Consider the following 17,655-nt stretch of genomic DNA (forward strand, 5'->3'; position numbering starts at 1 on the left):
GCCACAGACGACCGAAAGCCGCCGACGCACAGCACCCCGCACCCCAATAGGCGCCCTGCTTCTACTTGGCGTAAATCGCCTCGATCTCCTCGGCATAGTCCCGCGCGACAACATTCCGCTTCAGCTTCAGCGACGGAGTCAGATGCCCCGACTCCTCCGTGAACTGCGCCGGCAGAATCCGGAACTTCCGCACCGACTCCGCCTTGGACACGGCCGCGTTCCCGTCATCGACCGCGGCCTGGATCGCGGCCAGCAGATCCGCGTCCTCGCACAGCGACGCCGCCGTCGAGCCGGCCGGCTTCCCGTGCTCCGCGGCCCACCGGCCCAGGAACTCCTCGTCGATCGTGATGAGCGCGCCGACGAACGGCCGCCCGTCGCCGACCACCATGCACTCGGCGACCAGCGCGTGCGCCCGGATGCGGTCCTCGATCACCGCCGGGGCGACGTTCTTGCCGCCCGCGGTGACGATGATCTCCTTCTTGCGGCCGGTGATGCGCAGGTAGCCGTCCTCGTCGAGGGTGCCGATGTCACCGGTGTGGAACCAGCCGTCGGCCAGCGCCTCGCCGGTCGCGCCCGGGTTGTTCCAGTACTCCTTGAACAGGTGCTCGCCGTGCAGCAGCACCTCGCCGTCGTCGGCGATGCGCACCACGGAGCCGGGCAGCGGCTGTCCGACGGTGCCGATCTTCTGCCGGTCCCACGGGTTGAACGCGGTGGCCGCGCAGGACTCGGTGAGGCCGTAGCCCTCCAGGACGGTGAAGCCGATGCCGCGGAAGAAGTGACCGAGGCGCTCGCCGAGCGGGGCGCCGCCGGAGATGGCGTACTCGCCGCGCCCGCCGAGGACCGCGCGGAGCTTGCTGTAGACCAGCCGGTCGAAGACCTTGTGCTTGATCTTCAGGCCCAGCGACGGACCGGACGGCGTGTCCAGCGCCTTGCTGTAGGCGATCGCGGTGTCCGCCGCCTTGTCGAAGATCGCGCCCTTGCCGTCGGCCTGCGCCTTGGCCCGCGCCGAGTTGTAGACCTTCTCGAACACGCGCGGCACACCGAGGATCAGCGTCGGCCGGAAGGCCGCCAGCTCGTCGGTGAGGTTCTTGATGTCCGGGACGCAGCCCAGCTTGATCGGCGCCATCATCGGCGCGACCTGCACGAGACGGCCGAAGACGTGCGCCAGCGGCAGGAACAGGAGGACCGAGCACTCACCGGTGCGGAACAGCGGGCGCAGCCGCTCGACGACGTTGCCGCACTCGGCGAAGAAGCTGCGGTGGGTGAGCACGCAGCCCTTGGGGCGGCCGGTGGTGCCGGAGGTGTAGACGATGGTGGCCGGGTCGTCGGCCTTCGCCAGCGAGCCGCGCTCCTCGACCGTGGCGTCCGAGACGTCCTTGCCGAGCCGGCCCAGCTCCTCCAGCGCACCGGCCTCGATCTGCCAGACGTGCTTCAGGGCGGGCAGCTTCTCGCGCACCGACTCCACGGCGGCCGTGTGGGTGTCCAGCTCGGTGATGCAGGCGGTGGCGCCCGAGTCGGACAGGATCCACTGCACCTGCTCCGGCGAGCTGGTCTCGTACACCGGCACGGTGATCGCGCCCGCGCTCCAGATCGCGAAGTCGAGCAGCGTCCACTCGTAGCGGGTGCGGGACATCAGGCCCACGCGGTCGCCGGGCTGCACACCGGAGGCGATGAGTCCCTTGGCGGCGGCGTGCACCTCCGCCAGGAACGCCGTGGCCGTGACGTCCTGCCACGTGCCACCGACCTTGCGGGCGATGACGGCGACGTCGGGGTGCTGCGCGGCGTTTCTGCGGACGATGTCGGTCAGATTGCCGTCCGCAGGGACCTCGTACAAAGCCGGAAGGCTGAACTCGCGCAAGACTGCTGCTCCTCATAGGGCGCCGGCGCCACGACGTTGTGTGATGCGACGGTGCGGTCCAAGGCTCGGGCAGGTGCTCGGGAGGCCGCCAGGAGGATGGGGAGCCCACTGGTTGAAATCCTGAGCACGACTGGACTGCCCGGACGTTACCCGCCGGTATGGCTTCTCCGACAGGGGGTCCCGGCGAGATGTTCGCTGCGTCACACAGATTGGTGTTCCTTCGCGCACAGTAGTCCACGGCCTTCCTGACTAGCCAGTAACCGCAGGTGGGACCGCCACTGTTCACAAGGGCCCCGCGCCTCCTACGCTTGATCGCCATGCGCTCCACACCGGACGGAAACCGTACGGGCCGCGCCCGCCGCACCCACCGCGTCCACGTCGTCAGCGACGTCCACGGCAACGCCCGTGACCTGGCGCGCGCCGGGGACGGCGCGGACGCCCTGGTCTGCCTCGGCGACCTCGTCCTCTTCCTCGACTACGCCGACCACTCGCGCGGGATCTTCCCCGACCTGTTCGGCACGGAGAACGCCGACCGCATCGTCGCGCTGCGCACCGCCCGCCGCTTCGAGGAGGCGCGCGAGTTCGGCCGGCGCCTGTGGTCGGGTATCGAGGGCGACCGGGCTGCGGTGATCGAGCAGGCGGTGCGCAAGCAGTACGCCGAGCTGTTCGCCGCCTTCCCCACCCCGACGTACGCCACCTACGGCAATGTCGACATGCCGCCGCTGTGGCGGGAGTACGCCGGGCCGGGCACGACCGTGCTGGACGGCGAGCGGGTGGAGATCGGCGGCCGGGTCTTCGGCTTCGTCGGCGGCGGCCTGCGCACGCCCATGCGCACGCCGTACGAGATCAGCGACGAGGAGTACGCCGCGAAGATCGAGGCGGTCGGCGAGGTCGACGTGCTCTGCACGCACATCCCGCCGGAGGTGCCGGAGCTGGTGTACGACACCGTGGCGCGCCGCTTCGAACGCGGCAGCCGCGCGCTCCTGGAGGCGATCCGCCGCACCCGCCCCCGGTACGCGCTGTTCGGCCACGTCCACCAGCCGCTGGTACGGCGGATGCGGATCGGCGCGACGGAGTGCGTCAACGTGGGGCACTTCGCGGGGACGGGGAAGCCGTGGGTGCTGGAATGGGGGTGAAGTCGCCGGGTCGGCCGCGCGGTAGCCTTCACGCTGCATACCTGCACCACCTGCACGGCCTGCACACCTGCTGACCCTTTCTTACCGGCCCGCATCTGGAGGAGCCACGGCGATGGCGGAACACACCAGCTCGAGCATCACGATCGAGGCGGCACCGGCCGACGTCATGGCGGTCATCGCCGACTTCGCCCGTTATCCGGACTGGACCGGTGAGGTGAAGGAGGCGGAGGTCCTCAAGACCGACGAGCAGGGCCGCGCCGAACAGGTCCGGCTCGTCATGGACGCGGGCGCGATCAAGGACGACCAGACGCTGGCGTACACCTGGAGCGGCCCCGACGAGGTCTCCTGGACCCTCGTCAAGTCCCAGATGCTGCGCTCGCTGGACGGCTCCTACCTGCTGAAGCCGGCGGGCGTCGGCGCGACCGAGGTCACCTACCAGCTGACCGTCGACGTCAAGATCCCCATGCTCGGCATGATCAAGCGCAAGGCGGAAAAGGTCATCATCGACCGAGCCTTGGCGGGCCTGAAGAAGAGGGTGGAGTCGGAGAAGCCTGCGTAGCTGCGGGCAGTCGTGCCGCTGGGGCGATGGGGGTCCCCCCTGCTCGAGCGAAGTCGAGAGCTTGGGGGAGGGTGGGCGCAGCGGCACCCCCGTAGCGCCGGGCCGCGCGACCCACCCCCGCCCGGCACCGGCGCCGGGCACCCCCGCAGCCCGCGCAGCCTTCTGTACCGTTCACCCCCATGCGCACCCTCATGATCACGGGCCCCGGCGGCAGTGGCCGTAGCACGGTCGCGGCCGCCACCGCGCTGCAGGCGGCAGCCGAGGGCACCCGCACCCTCCTCCTCAGCACCGACCGCACCGACACCCCCGGCGCCCTCCTCGGCACCCCCACCGGCCCGGTCCCCGCCCGCGTCACCCCGCACCTGACCGTCTGGCGCCCCGACGCCCCCGCCGCCTTCCGGCAGGACCTCGCCGCGTTCCAGGAGCGCGCCGCGAACGTCCTCGACCTGCTCGGCGCCTCCCGCCTCGACCCCGAAGAGGTCACCCCCCTCCCCGGCGCCGAGGAACTCGCCCTGCTCCGCGCGATCCGCGACGCCGCGCTCTCCGACGCCCACGACCTGCTCGTCGTCGACCTGCCCCCCGCCCCGCAGGCCCTCGCCCTGCTCGCCCTCCCCGAGGAGCTGCGCCGCTACCTGCGCCGCCTGCTCCCGCCCGAGCGGCAGGCGGCCCGCGCCCTGCGCCCCGTCCTCGGCCGGCTGGCCGGCGTGCCCATGCCCGCCGAGTGGCTGTACGACACCGCCGCCCGCTGGGACGTGGAGCTGGCCGCCGTCGAGGCCGTCCTCGGCGACCGCCGCACCGCCGTACGCCTCGTCGCCGAACCCGGTCCGGCCGGCACCGACGCCCTGCGCGCCGCCCGCCTCGGCCTCGCCCTGCGCGCCCTGCCCGTCGAGGCCGTCGTCGCCAACCGTGTCCTGCCCGAGGACACCGCCGGCTCCTGGCTGGCCGGCCCCGTCGCCCAGCAGCGCAAGGCCCTGGACGCCTGGCGGGAGGAGTACGGCGAGCTGCGGACCGCCCCCCATCTCGGCCACGACCCGCGCGGCCTGGACGACCTCACCGCGCTCGCCGTCCCCGCCCCCGCACCGGACACCCCGCCCGCCGACTGGCCCGTCACCGACCGGATCGCCGACGACGGCGTCCTCGTCTGGCAGATCCCGCTGCCCGGCGCCGTACGCGAGGACATCGACCTCGTCCGGCGCGGCGACGAACTCGTCGTCACCGCCGGCCCCTGCCGCCGCATCGTCCCGCTGCCCTCCGCGCTGCGCCGCTGCGCCGTCGAAGGCGCCGGACTGCGCGACGGCGACCTGCGCGTCCGCTTCACGCCGGATCCCGCCCTGTGGCCCCGCACCCCCTGAGCGCGCGCCGCACGCCCCCGCACCCCGTGAACCCGGTACCCCCGTTCGGGTAACGTCGGAGAGACGAACCGTAGTCAGGAGTCCGTCATGAGCGAAGAGCGCCCCGCCCCCGAGCCGCCCGAGCCCGCGGAACCCCAGGTGCCCCTCGCCGACGACACCGACGCCGACGCCTGGGCCACCGCGTGCGCCGAGGACCTCGCCGCCGAGAAGGCCCGCCGCCGCACCGCGTACGGCCCGCCGCCCGGCTCGGCCGCCGAGGAGCTGAAGAAGCTCGTCGACACCGTCGCCGAGAAGCTGTCCGGCCTGCAGTCGCCGCTGTTCGGCGCGGTCGCCGGGCCCGCCGCCCAGCAGGTGGTCCGGCAGGTCGTGGAGCAGGCCAAGGCGGCCGTCGAGCCGGTCATCGAGCGCAACCCGGACGTCTTCGACCACCTCGCCGCCGCCGGCGGCGAACTCCTCGCCGCCTACCGCTCCGCCGTGCAGGCCCAGGAGCGCCGCTGGACGGCCGGGGACCGCGGCGAACCCGACGACCCCCGTGACCGCGGCGACCGCGGTGACCGCGGTGACCGCGGTGACGACGGCGGACCGGGGCAGCGCATCGACCTCGACTGACCGGTCCCGGCCCACGCCCACCCCGGACGACGGCGAGTCCACCGGGCGGACGACGGCGACCCGACGGCAAACGCCTCGGGTACCGTTGGCCGTAGCGGGGCTCGACCGAAACTGAGGGATTCATGGGACTCACCATCGGCGTCGACATCGGCGGCACGAAGATCGCGGCCGGCGTGGTCGACGAGGAAGGCAACATCCTCTCGACCTTCAAGGTGCCGACCCCCACCACGCCCGAGGCCATCGTGGACGCCATCGCCTCGGCCGTGGAGGGCGCACGCGCGGGGCACGAGATCGTGGGCGTGGGCATCGGCGCCGCCGGATACGTCAACCGTCAGCGCTCGACGGTCTACTTCGCGCCGAACATCCACTGGCGCAACGAGCCGCTCAAGGCCGAGGTCGAGGAGCGCACCGGCCTGCCCGTCGTCGTGGAGAACGACGCCAACGCCGCCGCCTGGGGCGAGTACAAGTTCGGCGCCGGCAAGGGCCACCGGAACGTCATCTGCATCACGCTCGGCACCGGCCTCGGCGGCGGCATCATCATCGGCAACAAGCTGCGCCGCGGTCACTTCGGCGTCGCCGCCGAGTTCGGCCACATCCGCATGGTGCCGGACGGCCTGCTGTGCGGCTGCGGCTCGCAGGGCTGCTGGGAGCAGTACGCCTCCGGCCGCGCCCTCGTGCGCTACGCCAAGCAGCGCGCCAACGCCACCCCCGAGCGCGCCGAGCTGCTGCTGTCGCTGGGCGACGGCACCCCCGAGGGCATCGAGGGCAAGCACATCTCCATGGCCGCCCGCCAGGGCGACAAGGTCGCCGTGGACTCGTACCGGGAGCTGGCCCGCTGGGTCGGCGCCGGCCTCGCCGACCTCGCCTCCCTCTTCGACCCGTCCGCGTTCATCGTCGGCGGTGGCCTCTCCGACGAGGGTGAGCTGGTCCTGGACCCGATCCGCAAGTCGTACAAGCGCTGGCTGGTCGGCGGCAACTGGCGTCCCGTCGCCGAGGTCCGCGCCGCGGAACTCGGCAACAAGGCCGGCCTGGTGGGCGCGGCGGACCTGGCCCGCGAGCCCGACCCGATCATGTAGGCGGCATCCGCCGTGCCCACTCGGGGGCGCGGGGAACGGTGCGACCGGCCACGCAGGACGGCCGGTCGCACATGTCCCCCGCGCCCCCGAGTCATACGCCGCCGCGCCGCGCCCGGCTGCTTAGAGTGAGGGCATGGCAACCGCGCTGCTCCCCAACTCCCGCACCGAACCGGACGGTTCAGTCGTCCTGCGCGTCCTCAGCTACAACATCCGCTCCATGCGCGACGACACCCACGCCCTCGCCCGTGTCATCAAGGCCTGCGCCCCCGACCTGGTCCTGATCCAGGAGGCGCCCCGCTTCTTCCGCTGGCACAAGAAACTCGCCCGCCTGGCCCGCGCCAGCGACCTGGTGATCCTGGCCGGCGGGGCCACCGCGTCCGGACCCGCCCTGCTGTGCGACCTGCGGGCCACCGTCGAACGCACCGAGGACATCCTGCTGCCGCTCACCCCCGGCCTGCACCGACGGGGCCTGTCCACCGCGGTCGTCCGCTTCGGCGGGGTCCGGCTCGGCGTGGTCGGCTGCCATCTGTCCCTCGACGACGCCGAGCGGTACGAGCAGGGCGGCATGTTCCTCGACCGGATCGCCGCGCTGGGCGTGCCGCACGTGATCGCGGGCGGTGATCTCAACGAGGAGCCCGACGGCCCCACCTTCCGGCGGATCGCCGCACAGCTCCAGGACTGCCGGGCCGTCGCCCCCTGGGGCGGGGAGGAGACCTGGACGCCGGCCGACCCGCACCAGCGCATCGACGCGATCTTCGCCACCGAGGGCATCGAGGTCCTCGGCTGCGGTGTGCCCTACGGCCACCCCGGCGTCACCGACGCGGACCTGCGGGCGGCCACCGACCACCTGCCGGTCCTGGCCGCCGTCAGGATCCCGGCGCGGTAGGGAGAGCCCCGGAGCGGTGGGGGAGCCGGTGCCTCAGACCACGGCTCCCCGGCCCGGGTCGTCGCCGTCCTCGTCGTCCGTGCGCATCCGCATCACCAGCGTCGCGAACCCGCCGAGGAAGCCGCCGATGCCCAGCGTCGTCAGCCACCACGTCATGTTCCAGCCGAGCACCACCGCGAGCAGCAGCAGGACCGGGCCGCCGAGCACGCCCAGCCACGCGAACTTCGCGGTCGCGTCCGACTCGGGCAGCGGCGGCGGCTCCGGCGGGACGAAGTGGCCCTCGTCGTCCTCGTCGAAGTCGTCGTCGGCCGGCTCGGGCGCCGTGTAGTCGCGCGGGCCGCCGACGCCGGGCGCGAACGACACCGAGCCGCCCAACGGCGCCGCCGGCTTGTCCTTGTCGTCCTTCTTGTCCTTCGTGGCCTGCGGGGTGCCGGCCGGGTCGTCGTCGCCCACCGTCGGCTCCAGCAGCGCCAGGTCCTCCACCGACCGGAACGGCCGGGCGCCCGGCGGGTCCGCCGGCTCCTCGCCGTATCCCGCGACGATGGCCGCCCAGGCCGCCTCCTCGTCGAAGGGCACGCTCTGCTCCTCCGGCTCGTCGAGACCGTCCCCGCGCTCCGAGTCGTGCTCAGCCACCTGCCGTCGTCCCTTCCTTGCCGACACTGGGAGCGAGCCGGCCGATGAAGGCGAGGCTCTCCTCGAAGATCCGCTCCGCATCGTGGTCCAACGTCGCCACGTGGTAGCTCTGTTCCAGCAGGACCTCCCGGACGTCGAGGGAGGAGACCCGGGACAGGATCCGCGCCGAGTCCGCGGGCGGCACGACATGGTCCTGCGGGCTGCGCAGCAGCAACAGCGGCTGCGTGACCTGCGGCAGCTCGCCGTCGACCAGCCGGAAGAAGGTCCGCACCGAGTGCGCGCAGTGCAGCGGCACCCGGTCGTACCCCAGCTCGGCGCTGCCCGGCTTGGCGATGTCGCTGGCGATGCCCTTCGTCGTGCGCACCAGGTGCCGGGCCACCGGCAGGGCGTACGCGGACAGGCCGTGGACCTTGTTCGCCGGGTTCACCACGATCACACCGCTGACCGCGTCGCCGTGCTTCGCCGCGAGCCGCAGCGCCAGCGCGCCGCCCATCGACAGGCCCGCGACGAACACCCGCGCGCAGCGCTCACGGAGGGCGCGCAGCTCGCGGTCCACCTCCGCGTACCAGTCCTGCCAGCCGGTGACCTGCATGTCCTCCCAGCGCGTGCCGTGTCCGGGCAGCAGCGGGAGCGACACGGTCAGCCCGTGCCCGGCGAGGTACTCCGCCCACGGGCGCAGCGACTGCGGGGAACCGGTGAAGCCGTGACAGAGGAGAACCCCGACCTCCCCGCCCTCATGGCGGTACGGCTCGGCTCCAGGAAGGACCGCCACTTCGGTCTCCTGTTCATGAGAGAGGCATGAGCAACGTCCAGGTGTGGGTTCACCGTACGCGACCGCACTGACACCGACCAGGGCCGTCGGGCTGTTCGGCGTCCTTGGGGTTAAGGTCTGATCGACACACATCAGGAGGCACTCGGTTGTTGTACGGCGCGATGAAGGTCACCGTCGGGGGTTCGCTGAAGCTCGTCTTCAGGCCCTGGGTGGAGGGCCTGGAGAACGTTCCCGCCGAGGGCCCGGCGATCCTGGCGAGCAATCACCTGTCGTTCTCCGACTCGTTCTTCCTGCCCGCGGTGCTCGACCGGAAGGTCACCTTCATCGCGAAGGCCGAGTACTTCACCACGCCTGGCGTGAAGGGCCGGCTCACCGCCGCCTTCTTCAAGGGCGTCGGCCAGCTGCCCGTGGACCGCTCCGGCGCGCGCGGCGCGGGCGAGGCGGCGATCAAGAGCGGCATCGACGTGCTGGAGCGCGGTGAGCTGTTCGGGATCTACCCCGAGGGCACCCGCTCGCCCGACGGCCGCCTCTACCGCGGCAAGCCCGGCGGCCTCGCGCGCGTGGCGCTCGCCACCGGCGCGCCCGTGATCCCCGTCGCGATGATCGACACCGAGAAGATCCAGCCGCCTGGGAAGGTCGTCCCGAAGGTGATGCGGCCCGGCATCCGCATCGGCAGGCCGCTGGACTTCTCCCGCTACCAGGGCATGGAGCACGACCGGTTCGTGCTGCGGGCGGTGACCGACGAGGTCATGTACGAGATCATGAAGCTCTCCGGCCAGGAGTACGTCGACATGTACGCGACGGCCGCCAAGCGGCAGATCGCGGAGGCGGCGAAGGCGGAGAAGGAGGCCAAGGCCGCGCTCGCCAAGGCCGAGAAGGAGCAGGCGAAGAAGGAGAAGGACGCCTAGGCCGCGGAGACGGCCTGAACACGGCGGACCGACGGGGGGCTGGGGGACATGGCGGCACGCGAGAAAGTCATGCGCATGTCGGTCGAGCTGCCGCTGTGGCGTGCGCTGACCGCCTACCGCGTCCTCACCATGCTGTACGCGGTCGGCCTGTTCGCCACCGCCTACGACCGCTTCCCGCGCCCCTGGGTCGCCATCGCCTACTACTGCGTCCTGTGCGGATGGACGCTGGCCACCCTGCCCAAGGTCGCCAACGAGGCCAGCTGCACCCGCCGCTTCCTCGCCGTCGACCTGACGATCGCGCTCACCGGCGTCCTGCTCACCCCGGTCGCCGACTCCCACCAGCGGATCATGGAGGGCGGGCCGACGCTGCCGTCGATATGGACGGCGGGCTCGGTGCTGGCCTTCGCCATCAAGGGCGGCTGGCGCTGGGCGGCGTACGCCTCGACCACCGTCGCCGTCGCCAACCTGATCGAACGTGGGGCCCCGGTCCGCGACACCGTGCACAACGTGATCCTCGTCTGGGTCGCCGCCATCGCCATCGGCTACGTCGTCGAGGTCGCCCGCGCCTCCGAGCGCACCCTCGCCCGCGCCCTGGAGATCGAGGCCGCGACCCGGGAGCGGGAGCGGCTCGCCCGGGACATCCACGACAGCGTCCTGCAGGTGCTGGCCATGGTGCAGCGGCGCGGAGCCGTCATCGGCGGCGAGGCGGCCGAGCTGGGCCGGCTCGCCGGCGAGCAGGAGGTCGCGCTGCGCACCCTCGTCTCCGGCGGCCTGCGCCCCGTCTCCCGGGTCTCCGAGGACACCGCCCAGGGCGCCGTCGTCCGCGTCGTCGACGACGAGCCGGACCGTGCCGACGGCCCCGTCGACCTGCGCTCCCTGCTCGCGCCGTACTCGGGCGCCCGGGTCAGCCTCGCCGAGCCCGGCGCCCCCGTGGAACTGGCACCGGCCGCCGCGCGGGAGCTGGCCGCCGCGGTCGGCGCCGCGCTGGACAACGTCCGTGTGCACGCGGGCGAGCAGGCACGCGCGTGGATCCTCGTCGAGGACGAGCCCGACGCGGTCATCGTGACCGTACGCGACGACGGGCCCGGCATCCCCGAGGGCCGGCTGGCGCAGGCCGAGGGCGAGGGGCGGCTCGGGGTGGCCCTGTCGATCCGCGGGCGGCTGCGCGACCTCGGCGGCAGCGCCGAGTGGATCTCCGTGCCGGGGCAGGGCACCGAGGTCGAACTGACGGTACCGAAGGACAGCACGACGGCACGGGGGAAGGCGGAGCAGCGGTGAGCGACGACGCAGGGCGGGACGGACAGGTGAACGGCCCGATCAAGGTCATGGTGGTCGACGACCACCCCATGTGGCGCGACGCGGTCGCCCGCGACCTGGCCGAGTCCGGGTTCGAGGTGGTCGCCACCGCGGGCGACGGCGACCAGGCCGTCCGCCGCGCCAAGGCCGCCGCGCCCGATGTGCTCGTCCTCGACCTCAATCTGCCCGGCAAGCCCGGCGTGCAGGTCTGCAAGGAGGTCGTCGCCGACCGCCCCACGCTGCGCGTGCTGGTGCTGTCGGCGAGCGGGGAGCACGCCGACGTGCTGGAGGCGGTCAAGTCCGGCGCCACCGGCTACCTGGTGAAGTCGGCGTCCACCGAGGAACTGCAGGACGCGGTGCGCCGTACCGCCGCCGGCGACCCGGTGTTCACGCCGGGCCTGGCCGGACTCGTCCTCGGCGAGTACCGGCGCCTCGCCGCCGAGCCGCTGTCCGCCGCCGGGGCCGGACCGGAGGAGCCGAAGGCGCCCCGGCTGACCGACCGGGAGACCGAGGTGCTGCGCCTGGTCGCCAAGGGCCTGAGCTACAAGCAGATCGCCGAACGCCTCGTCATCTCCCACCGCACGGTCCAGAACCACGTCCAGAACACCCTCGGCAAGCTCCAGCTGCACAACCGCGTCGAGCTGGTCCGCTACGCCATAGAGCGCGGCCTCGACGACGAGTGATCCGGCGCGCACGGCGGCGCGTGAGTCGGCCGCGCGGGGGGCCCTCGTCCCGCTAGCGTGGGAGGAGCAGCCACGCTCTCGCGGAGGGACACCCCATGCGCGTCGGAGTACTGACCGGAGGCCGGGACTGCCCTGGCCTCAACGCCGTGGTGCGGGCCGTGGTCCGCAAGGGCGTCCAGCATTACGGCGACGAGTTCGTCGGCTTCGTCGACGGCTGGCGCGGCCCGCTCGACGGGGAGACGGTGCCCCTGGACATCCCCGCGGTGCGCGGCACCCTGCCCCGCGGCGGCACCATCCTCGGCACCTCGCGCACCCACCCCCTGGACCACCCGGAGGGCGTCCGCCGGATCCGTGAGAACCTCGCCAAGCACGAGGTCGAGGCGCTGATCACGATCGGCGGCCGGGACACCCTCGGTACGGCGGCCCGCCTCGCGGACGAGTACGGACTGCCCATCGTCGGCGTCCCGAAGACCATAGACAACGACCTGTCGGGCACCGACTGCACGATCGGGTACGACACCGCGGTCGGCGTCGCCACCGGGGCGATCGACCGCCTGCACACCACCGCCGAGTCCCACAAGCGGGTCCTGGTCGTCGAGGTGATGGGCGGCGACACCGGCTGGATCGCGCTGCGCTCCGGGCTGGCCGGCGGCGCCAACGTCATCCTCATCCCCGAGCAGCCCTTCGACGTCGAGCAGGTCTGCGCCTGGGTCACCTCGCGCTTCCGGGCGTCGTACGCGCCGATCGTGGTCGTCGCCGACGGGGCGTACCCCAAGGACGGCTCGATGCGGCTGGGGCCCGGATCCGGGGTGCGGCTGTCGGGCGTGGGGGAGTGGCTGGCCCGGGAGATCGAGCACCGCTCCGGCAAGGAGGCCCGCACGACCGTCCTCGGCCACCTCCAGCGCGGCGGCTCGCCCAGCCCCTTCGACCGCTGGCTCGCCACCCGCTTCGGCCTGCACGCCATCGACGCCGTCCACGAGCAGGACTTCGGCACGATGGTCGCCCTGCGCGGCACCGATGTCGTCCGCGTCCCGATCGCCGAGGCCACGGCCCGGGTGAAGCGGGTCGACCCGAAGCTGTACGAGGAGGTGGGGGTGTTCTTCGGCTGAGGGGGGCTGACGGCCGGCGGACGCCGGCGGCCGGCAGGGCCCTTCGGCCTGGCCTCCAGGACCTCCGGCCGACCGGCGACGGGCGGTGTCCGGCCGTATATTCGCCCCGTAGCCGACCCGAACGGGAGAATCCATGGAGATCCTGGCCTTCGGCGTGCAGGCCGACGAGCAGCCGCTGCTGGAACGGGCCTTCGCCGGTCACCACGAGGTCCGCTGCCTGGACGTGTTCCTCAACGAGGACACCGCCCCCATCGCCACCGGCTACGAGGTGATCTCCACCAGCGTCAACGCCGACCTGGACGGCCGCGTCCTGGAATCCCTGGCGGCCGGCGGCACCCGGATGATCGCCCAGCGCTCCACCGGCTTCAACAACATCGACCTGGCCGCCGCCGAGCGGCTCGGCCTGACGGTCGCCCGGGTGTCGTACTACTCGCCGTACTCCGTCGCCGAGTTCGCCTGGACGCTCGCCATGGCGGTCAACCGGCGCGTCGTCCGCGCCTCCACCCGCACCCGCGACTTCGACTTCCGGCTCGACGGGCTGATGGGCCGCGACATGCACGGCCGCACCGCCGGCGTCCTCGGCACCGGCAAGATCGGCGAGGCGTTCACCCGGATCGCGCACGGCTTCGGCATGCGGCTGCTCGGCTGGGACATCGCCGAGAACCCCGCCTGCGCGGAGCTGGGCATGAAGTACGTGCCCAAGGAGCAGCTGCTCGCCGAGTCCGACCTGGTCACCCTGCACGTCCCGCTGATGGCGGAGACCCGGCACCTGATCGACGCCGCCGCGCTGAAGTCGATGAAGGACGACGCGATCCTCGTCAACTCCAGCCGCGGCGGGCTGATCGACACCGCCGCCCTCGTCGACGAGCTGCGCGCCGGGCGGTTCACCGGCGTCGGCCTCGACGTGTACGAGGCCGAGGCGGGCCTGTTCTTCCTCGACAGGTCGCTCCAGGCCATCGAGGACGACACGCTGGCCCGCCTGGTCACCTTCCCGAACGTGCTGGTCACCTCGCACCAGGCGTACTACACCGAGGACGCCGTCGGGCAGATCATCGAGACGACGGTGGGCAACGTCCTCGACTACACGGCGGGCCGCCGCTCGGAGAACGTGCTGGTGCCGCGCAGCTGACCGATCAGCTCCCGCACGATCGCGGCGCCGTCCAGCGTCAGCACCGACTCCGGGTGGAACTGGATGCCGGCGAACCCGGCGCCGCGCACCGCGTGCACCTCGTACGCCGTGCTGCGGCTGACCTCGACGCCGTGCGCGGCCAGCTCCGCGGCCGCCTCGTCGTCGCAGCGGGCCACGAAGCTGTTGTAGAAGCCGACCGTCTCGGGCCGTCCGAACAGGTCGATCACCGTCTGCGCCCCCTGGTACGGCACCTCCTTGCGGACGATGTCGAGGCCCAGCTCCGCCGCGATCAGCTCGTGCCCGAGGCAGACCCCGAGGACGCCGTGCCGGTGCTCCCGCAGGACCGCCGCGGCCAGCTCGCGCAGGACGCGCATCTTCGGGTCGTCCGCGTCGCGCGGGTCGCCCGGCCCGGGGCCGAGGACGACCGGGCCCTCGTGGGCGAGGACCGTCTCGCGCAGCCCCGGCTCGTCGTAGCGGCGGACGGTCACCTCCAGACCGCTCGACCGCAGCACGTGCGCCAGCATCGCCGTGAACGTGTCCTCCCCGTCCACGACCAGGGCGTGCCCCTCCAGGTCCTGCGAGCGCTCCTGCATCCGCAGCCAGAACGGCGCGAGGGCCGAGCGGCGCCCGTCGAGCGCGGCCCGCACCCGCGGGTCGTCGGCGAGGCCCACGCGCGCGTGCTCCGCACGGGGCCGGGACGGCCGTACCCCCAGCGCAGCGAGCACCCCCGCCGCCTTGGCGTGGGTCTCCGCCACCTCGCTCGCCGGGTCCGAGCCGCGCACCAGCGTCGCGCCGACCGGCACCCGCAGCGTGCCGTCGGCACCGATGTCGGCGGTGCGGATCAGGATCGGCGAGTCGAGGGTCTGCGCCCCGCCCGCGTCACAGCCGAGCAGCGCCAGCGCGCCCGCGTAATAGCCGCGCCCGCCGACCTCGTGCCGCTCGATGACCCGGCAGGCGTTCTGCACCGGCGAGCCGGTCACGGTCGCCGCGAACATGGTCTCCTTCAGCACCTCCCGCACGTCCAGCGAGGACTTCCCCCGCAGCTCGTACTCGGTGTGCGCGAGGTGCGCCATCTCCTTCAGCCGGGGTCCGACGACGACGCCGCCCATGTCGCCGACGGTGCACATCATCTTCAGCTCCTCGTCGACCACCATCGACAGCTCCTCGATCTCCTTGCCGTCGGCGAGGAAGCCGAGCAGGTGCTCGGGGGTGGGCCCCTCGGCGGGATAGCGGTACGTGCCGCTGATCGGGTTCATCACGACCGTGCCGCCGGACATCCGCACGTGCACCTCGGGGCTGGCCCCCACCAGGGTGCGCTCCCCGGTGTGCACGACGAACGTCCAGTACGCGCCCCGCTCGCCCTCCAGCAGCCGCCGGAACAGCGCGAGGGCGTCGGCGCGGGAGAAGCCGGGGATCCGCCCCCGGTACGTCCGCCGGATCACGAAGTTGGCGCCCTCGCCCCGCCCGATCTCCTCGTCGAGCACCCGCCCGACGATCCCGGCGTACTCCTCGTCGCCCACGTCGAAGCCGCCGCCCTCGACCCGGACGTCGTGCCCGGGAAGCCCGTCGAGGACCTCCTCCAGGGCAAGGGTGTGCGACTCCTCGGGGACGAGCACCGCGAGCGGGGTGCCGTCGTCGCGGACGTCGAAGCCGCGCTCCCGGATCTGCCGGAACGGCACCAGCGCCAGGCACCGCTCGGGCAGGTCGGCGAGCCGGTCGTACTCGGCCACCGGGCCGAGGAACAGCTCCACCGTGTTCTCGTCGTGGCCCGGCGTGCGGCGGCGCAGCAGGGCGAAGGGGCGGGGATCGTCGAGCAGATCGGGCAGACGCATGGGTCCGTGTCCTTCTCGTGGGAGGAACGGCCCGGCCCCGGAAACGCCGAAGGCCGCCCCTCGGGCGGCCTTCGCGAAGTCTTGCGTACGCGCAGTCAGTGGGCCGCCGGATGAGCGGTCCACCACCAGTTCTGGGTCGAAAGCGCGAACATGCCCGCCACCCTACCGCGAAACACCGGACACCGTGCGGGGCTTACGATCTTCGTCTGCTGTTTTTGGCATGTCCCACTCGACTTCACGAAAGGACGTCCATGGGACGGATACGGGGATCCAGGCTGCTCGCCTGGATCGCGGCCGGCGCGGCGCTGCTCACGGGTCTGACGGCGCAGCCCGCCACGGCCGCGGACTCGCCGACGATGACGAAGCTCTCGCTCGGCGCCGACCAGTTCAAGCTGACCGACACGAGCTACGTGTCGGCCACGAACAACCTCTACAACAACTACCTCACCAGCCACGCCAACCTCACCGACGTCGTCACCACGAACTACACGACGAACTCGTCCGGTGCGGCCGACAGCTGGATGAACCTGCGCTCGATGCGCTCCTGCACCGGCACCGAGACCAAGGCGCTGCCCCCGGTGGGCACCAAGAACGCCTGGTGCTGGTCGAACGCGCACACCGACGACACCACCCCGCACTGGTGGCCGCAGGGCATGAGCACCACCGGCACCGCCGACGGCGGCGACGGCGCCATCCAGGACCGGCACGTCGCGGCGGTCTCCTGGCACTACCGGACGCTCAGCGACGAGACCTCGGCGGGCTGCAAGACCAACAACCTGCTGAAGCTGACCTTCCTCGACCGGGACACGCTCAAGTACCGGCACGTCCTGCTCGCCGAGCCCAACAGCTCCGGCACGGACTTCTCGTTCGTGACCGGCCACGGCGGCGGCATCGTCTGGTACGCGAACTACATCTACGTCACGGACACCGCGCACGGCATCCGCGTCTTCGACATCAACAAGATGGCCAAGGTCGACACCTACGGCTCGGGCGTCAGCTCCTACGGCATCGACGGCAGCGGCCGCTCCAGCGCCTGCGGCTACCCGTACGTGCTGCCCGAGGTGCACTACTACAAGCAGGCGGGCACCCCGTCCGACTGCTCGGGCAACACCATCGACCCCGAGCAGCTGTGCTTCTCGTGGCTGTCCCTGGACAAGACCGGCGGCGCCCCGTACAAGCTGGTCGCCGGTGAGTGGCAGGGCTACATCGACGGCGGCCGGGTGGTGCGCTACCAGCTCAACCCGACCGGCTCCGCCTCCTACCCGGGCCTGCTGAACATGTCCGGCGGCAAGACGGTGATCCAGGACGCGTACGCCGCCTCCCGCTACCGGGGCCTGCAGGGCGGCATGACCTGGACCGACGGCCAGGGCGTGCTGAACTTCGGCTTCCACAAGGGCTGCGGCACCAAGCCCGGCGTGTACTCGCACACCTGGGTGGGCGACACCCGCGCCTCCACGAGCTGCGCGGCCGGCGGCAACTGGTCGGCGGGCCCGCCGCAGGCCCTGAGCCACTGGCCGAAGCTCGGCACGGAGACCGTCGACGAGCTGTGGGGCCTGACCGAGGGCATCTGCGCGGGCAGCACCCTGCGGGCGCAGCACCCCGAGTTCAAGGCCGTCCCCGAGGAGGAGAAGACGGACGTGTGCTGGCACTACGCGGGCACGGACAACCTCTCCCTGCGGGCCGTCTTCTCCGTCGGCTTCACCGACCCGGCGGTGCAGGACCTGCACTGACGGCCGGAGGCCGAGCAGCAGGACGGGGCCCGCGCGCGGCGGGCCCCGTCCGTCTCATCTGTTGAGCCACGGCATGGACGCGTGCAC

The 17,655-nt window shown here is 72.5% G+C and carries 17 protein-coding genes; 12 read left to right on the top strand and 5 right to left on the bottom strand.

What is annotated here, in order from left to right:
* Positions 1–61: 61 nt before the first annotated feature.
* A complete protein-coding gene (locus IE308_RS36090; RefSeq protein ID WP_190221116.1) occupies positions 62–1,858 on the bottom strand; it encodes an AMP-dependent synthetase/ligase in 1,797 nt (598 codons plus the stop codon).
* Positions 1,859–2,175: 317 nt separating this feature from the next.
* Between IE308_RS36090 and IE308_RS36095 the strand changes: the two genes are divergently transcribed.
* The 6 genes from IE308_RS36095 (at position 2,176) to IE308_RS36120 (ending at position 7,476) form a co-directional block, all read left to right on the top strand.
* The gene (locus IE308_RS36095) at positions 2,176–2,994 is read left to right on the top strand and encodes a metallophosphoesterase family protein (protein ID WP_110627659.1); all 819 of its coding nucleotides are present in this window, start codon (positions 2,176–2,178) and stop codon (positions 2,992–2,994) included.
* 112 nt (positions 2,995–3,106) lie between these two features.
* Positions 3,107–3,553, top strand: a complete 447-nt coding sequence (locus tag IE308_RS36100) for an SRPBCC family protein (protein ID WP_190221117.1) — start codon at positions 3,107–3,109, stop codon at positions 3,551–3,553.
* A 179-nt stretch (positions 3,554–3,732) separates the two neighbouring features.
* Entirely contained in the window at positions 3,733–4,905 is a 1,173-nt protein-coding gene (locus tag IE308_RS36105) for an ArsA family ATPase (protein ID WP_190221118.1), read from the top strand.
* An 87-nt stretch (positions 4,906–4,992) separates the two neighbouring features.
* Positions 4,993–5,514, top strand: a complete 522-nt coding sequence (locus IE308_RS36110; RefSeq protein ID WP_190221119.1) for a DUF5304 domain-containing protein — start codon at positions 4,993–4,995, stop codon at positions 5,512–5,514.
* A gap of 122 nt (positions 5,515–5,636) precedes the next feature.
* Complete coding sequence (locus tag IE308_RS36115) at positions 5,637–6,590, top strand: ROK family glucokinase (RefSeq protein WP_110627655.1); 954 nt, start codon at positions 5,637–5,639, stop codon at positions 6,588–6,590.
* A gap of 133 nt (positions 6,591–6,723) precedes the next feature.
* Complete coding sequence (locus IE308_RS36120) at positions 6,724–7,476, top strand: endonuclease/exonuclease/phosphatase family protein (protein ID WP_110627654.1); 753 nt, start codon at positions 6,724–6,726, stop codon at positions 7,474–7,476.
* 33 nt (positions 7,477–7,509) lie between these two features.
* Here the strand turns inward: IE308_RS36120 and IE308_RS36125 are convergent, their stop codons facing one another.
* Positions 7,510–8,109 (bottom strand): hypothetical protein, encoded by a 600-nt coding sequence (locus tag IE308_RS36125; RefSeq protein WP_190221120.1) that lies wholly within the window; start codon positions 8,107–8,109, stop codon positions 7,510–7,512.
* Positions 8,102–8,881 carry an alpha/beta hydrolase gene (locus IE308_RS36130; RefSeq protein ID WP_110627652.1) on the bottom strand — a complete coding sequence of 260 codons (780 nt, stop codon included), beginning with the start codon at positions 8,879–8,881 and terminating at the stop codon, positions 8,102–8,104. Before IE308_RS36130 ends, IE308_RS36125 begins: the two co-directional genes overlap by 8 nt.
* A gap of 161 nt (positions 8,882–9,042) precedes the next feature.
* On the opposite strand from IE308_RS36130, the gene IE308_RS36135 reads away from it, so the two are divergent.
* The 5 genes from IE308_RS36135 to IE308_RS36155 all read left to right on the top strand — a co-directional run bounded on the left by IE308_RS36135 (position 9,043) and on the right by IE308_RS36155 (position 14,006).
* Positions 9,043–9,789, top strand: coding sequence for a lysophospholipid acyltransferase family protein (locus tag IE308_RS36135; protein ID WP_162655710.1), 747 nt, complete (start codon positions 9,043–9,045; stop codon positions 9,787–9,789).
* 48 nt (positions 9,790–9,837) lie between these two features.
* Positions 9,838–11,067: a MacS family sensor histidine kinase gene (gene macS, locus IE308_RS36140; RefSeq protein ID WP_190221121.1), complete on the top strand. Its 1,230-nt coding sequence runs from the start codon at positions 9,838–9,840 to the stop codon at positions 11,065–11,067.
* 47 nt (positions 11,068–11,114) lie between these two features.
* Entirely contained in the window at positions 11,115–11,768 is a 654-nt protein-coding gene (locus IE308_RS36145; protein WP_190221151.1) for a response regulator, read from the top strand.
* A gap of 95 nt (positions 11,769–11,863) precedes the next feature.
* Positions 11,864–12,877, top strand: a complete 1,014-nt coding sequence (locus IE308_RS36150) for a 6-phosphofructokinase (protein ID WP_110627648.1) — start codon at positions 11,864–11,866, stop codon at positions 12,875–12,877.
* A 133-nt stretch (positions 12,878–13,010) separates the two neighbouring features.
* Positions 13,011–14,006 carry a 2-hydroxyacid dehydrogenase gene (locus IE308_RS36155; RefSeq protein WP_190221122.1) on the top strand — a complete coding sequence of 332 codons (996 nt, stop codon included), beginning with the start codon at positions 13,011–13,013 and terminating at the stop codon, positions 14,004–14,006.
* Here IE308_RS36155 and IE308_RS36160 read toward each other — a convergent pair.
* Entirely contained in the window at positions 13,958–15,838 is a 1,881-nt protein-coding gene (locus IE308_RS36160) for an anthranilate synthase family protein (RefSeq protein WP_190221123.1), read from the bottom strand. The two genes, IE308_RS36155 and IE308_RS36160, sit on opposite strands and share 49 nt — an antisense overlap.
* A 95-nt stretch (positions 15,839–15,933) precedes the next feature.
* On the bottom strand, positions 15,934–15,990 hold the full coding sequence (locus IE308_RS37535; protein WP_078912442.1) for a trp operon leader peptide: 57 nt from the start codon (positions 15,988–15,990) through the stop codon (positions 15,934–15,936).
* A gap of 99 nt (positions 15,991–16,089) precedes the next feature.
* Between IE308_RS37535 and IE308_RS37140 the strand changes: the two genes are divergently transcribed.
* Positions 16,090–17,568, top strand: a complete 1,479-nt coding sequence (locus tag IE308_RS37140; RefSeq protein ID WP_229909384.1) for a hypothetical protein — start codon at positions 16,090–16,092, stop codon at positions 17,566–17,568.
* Positions 17,569–17,655: the final 87 nt, after the last annotated feature.

Origin of the sequence: Streptomyces griseosporeus (genome assembly GCF_014656055.1) — a bacterium.
GTDB classification, from domain to species: Bacteria; Actinomycetota; Actinomycetes; order Streptomycetales; family Streptomycetaceae; genus Streptomyces; species Streptomyces griseosporeus.

Excerpts from the sequence above, each read along its gene's own strand:
- IE308_RS36095 (WP_110627659.1), top strand. The coding sequence starts at position 2,176 with ATGCGCTCCACACCGGACGGAAACCGTACGGGCCGCGCCCGCCGCACC.
- IE308_RS36100 (WP_190221117.1), top strand. The coding sequence starts at position 3,107 with ATGGCGGAACACACCAGCTCGAGCATCACGATCGAGGCGGCACCGGCC.
- IE308_RS36105 (WP_190221118.1), top strand. The coding sequence starts at position 3,733 with ATGCGCACCCTCATGATCACGGGCCCCGGCGGCAGTGGCCGTAGCACG.
- IE308_RS36110 (WP_190221119.1), top strand. The coding sequence starts at position 4,993 with ATGAGCGAAGAGCGCCCCGCCCCCGAGCCGCCCGAGCCCGCGGAACCC.
- IE308_RS36115 (WP_110627655.1), top strand. The coding sequence starts at position 5,637 with ATGGGACTCACCATCGGCGTCGACATCGGCGGCACGAAGATCGCGGCC.
- IE308_RS36120 (WP_110627654.1), top strand. The coding sequence starts at position 6,724 with ATGGCAACCGCGCTGCTCCCCAACTCCCGCACCGAACCGGACGGTTCA.
- IE308_RS36135 (WP_162655710.1), top strand. The coding sequence starts at position 9,043 with ATGAAGGTCACCGTCGGGGGTTCGCTGAAGCTCGTCTTCAGGCCCTGG.
- macS (WP_190221121.1), top strand. The coding sequence starts at position 9,838 with ATGGCGGCACGCGAGAAAGTCATGCGCATGTCGGTCGAGCTGCCGCTG.
- IE308_RS36145 (WP_190221151.1), top strand. The coding sequence starts at position 11,115 with ATGGTGGTCGACGACCACCCCATGTGGCGCGACGCGGTCGCCCGCGAC.
- IE308_RS36150 (WP_110627648.1), top strand. The coding sequence starts at position 11,864 with ATGCGCGTCGGAGTACTGACCGGAGGCCGGGACTGCCCTGGCCTCAAC.
- IE308_RS36155 (WP_190221122.1), top strand. The coding sequence starts at position 13,011 with ATGGAGATCCTGGCCTTCGGCGTGCAGGCCGACGAGCAGCCGCTGCTG.
- IE308_RS36160 (WP_190221123.1), bottom strand. The coding sequence starts at position 15,838 with ATGCGTCTGCCCGATCTGCTCGACGATCCCCGCCCCTTCGCCCTGCTG.
- IE308_RS37140 (WP_229909384.1), top strand. The coding sequence starts at position 16,090 with ATGGGACGGATACGGGGATCCAGGCTGCTCGCCTGGATCGCGGCCGGC.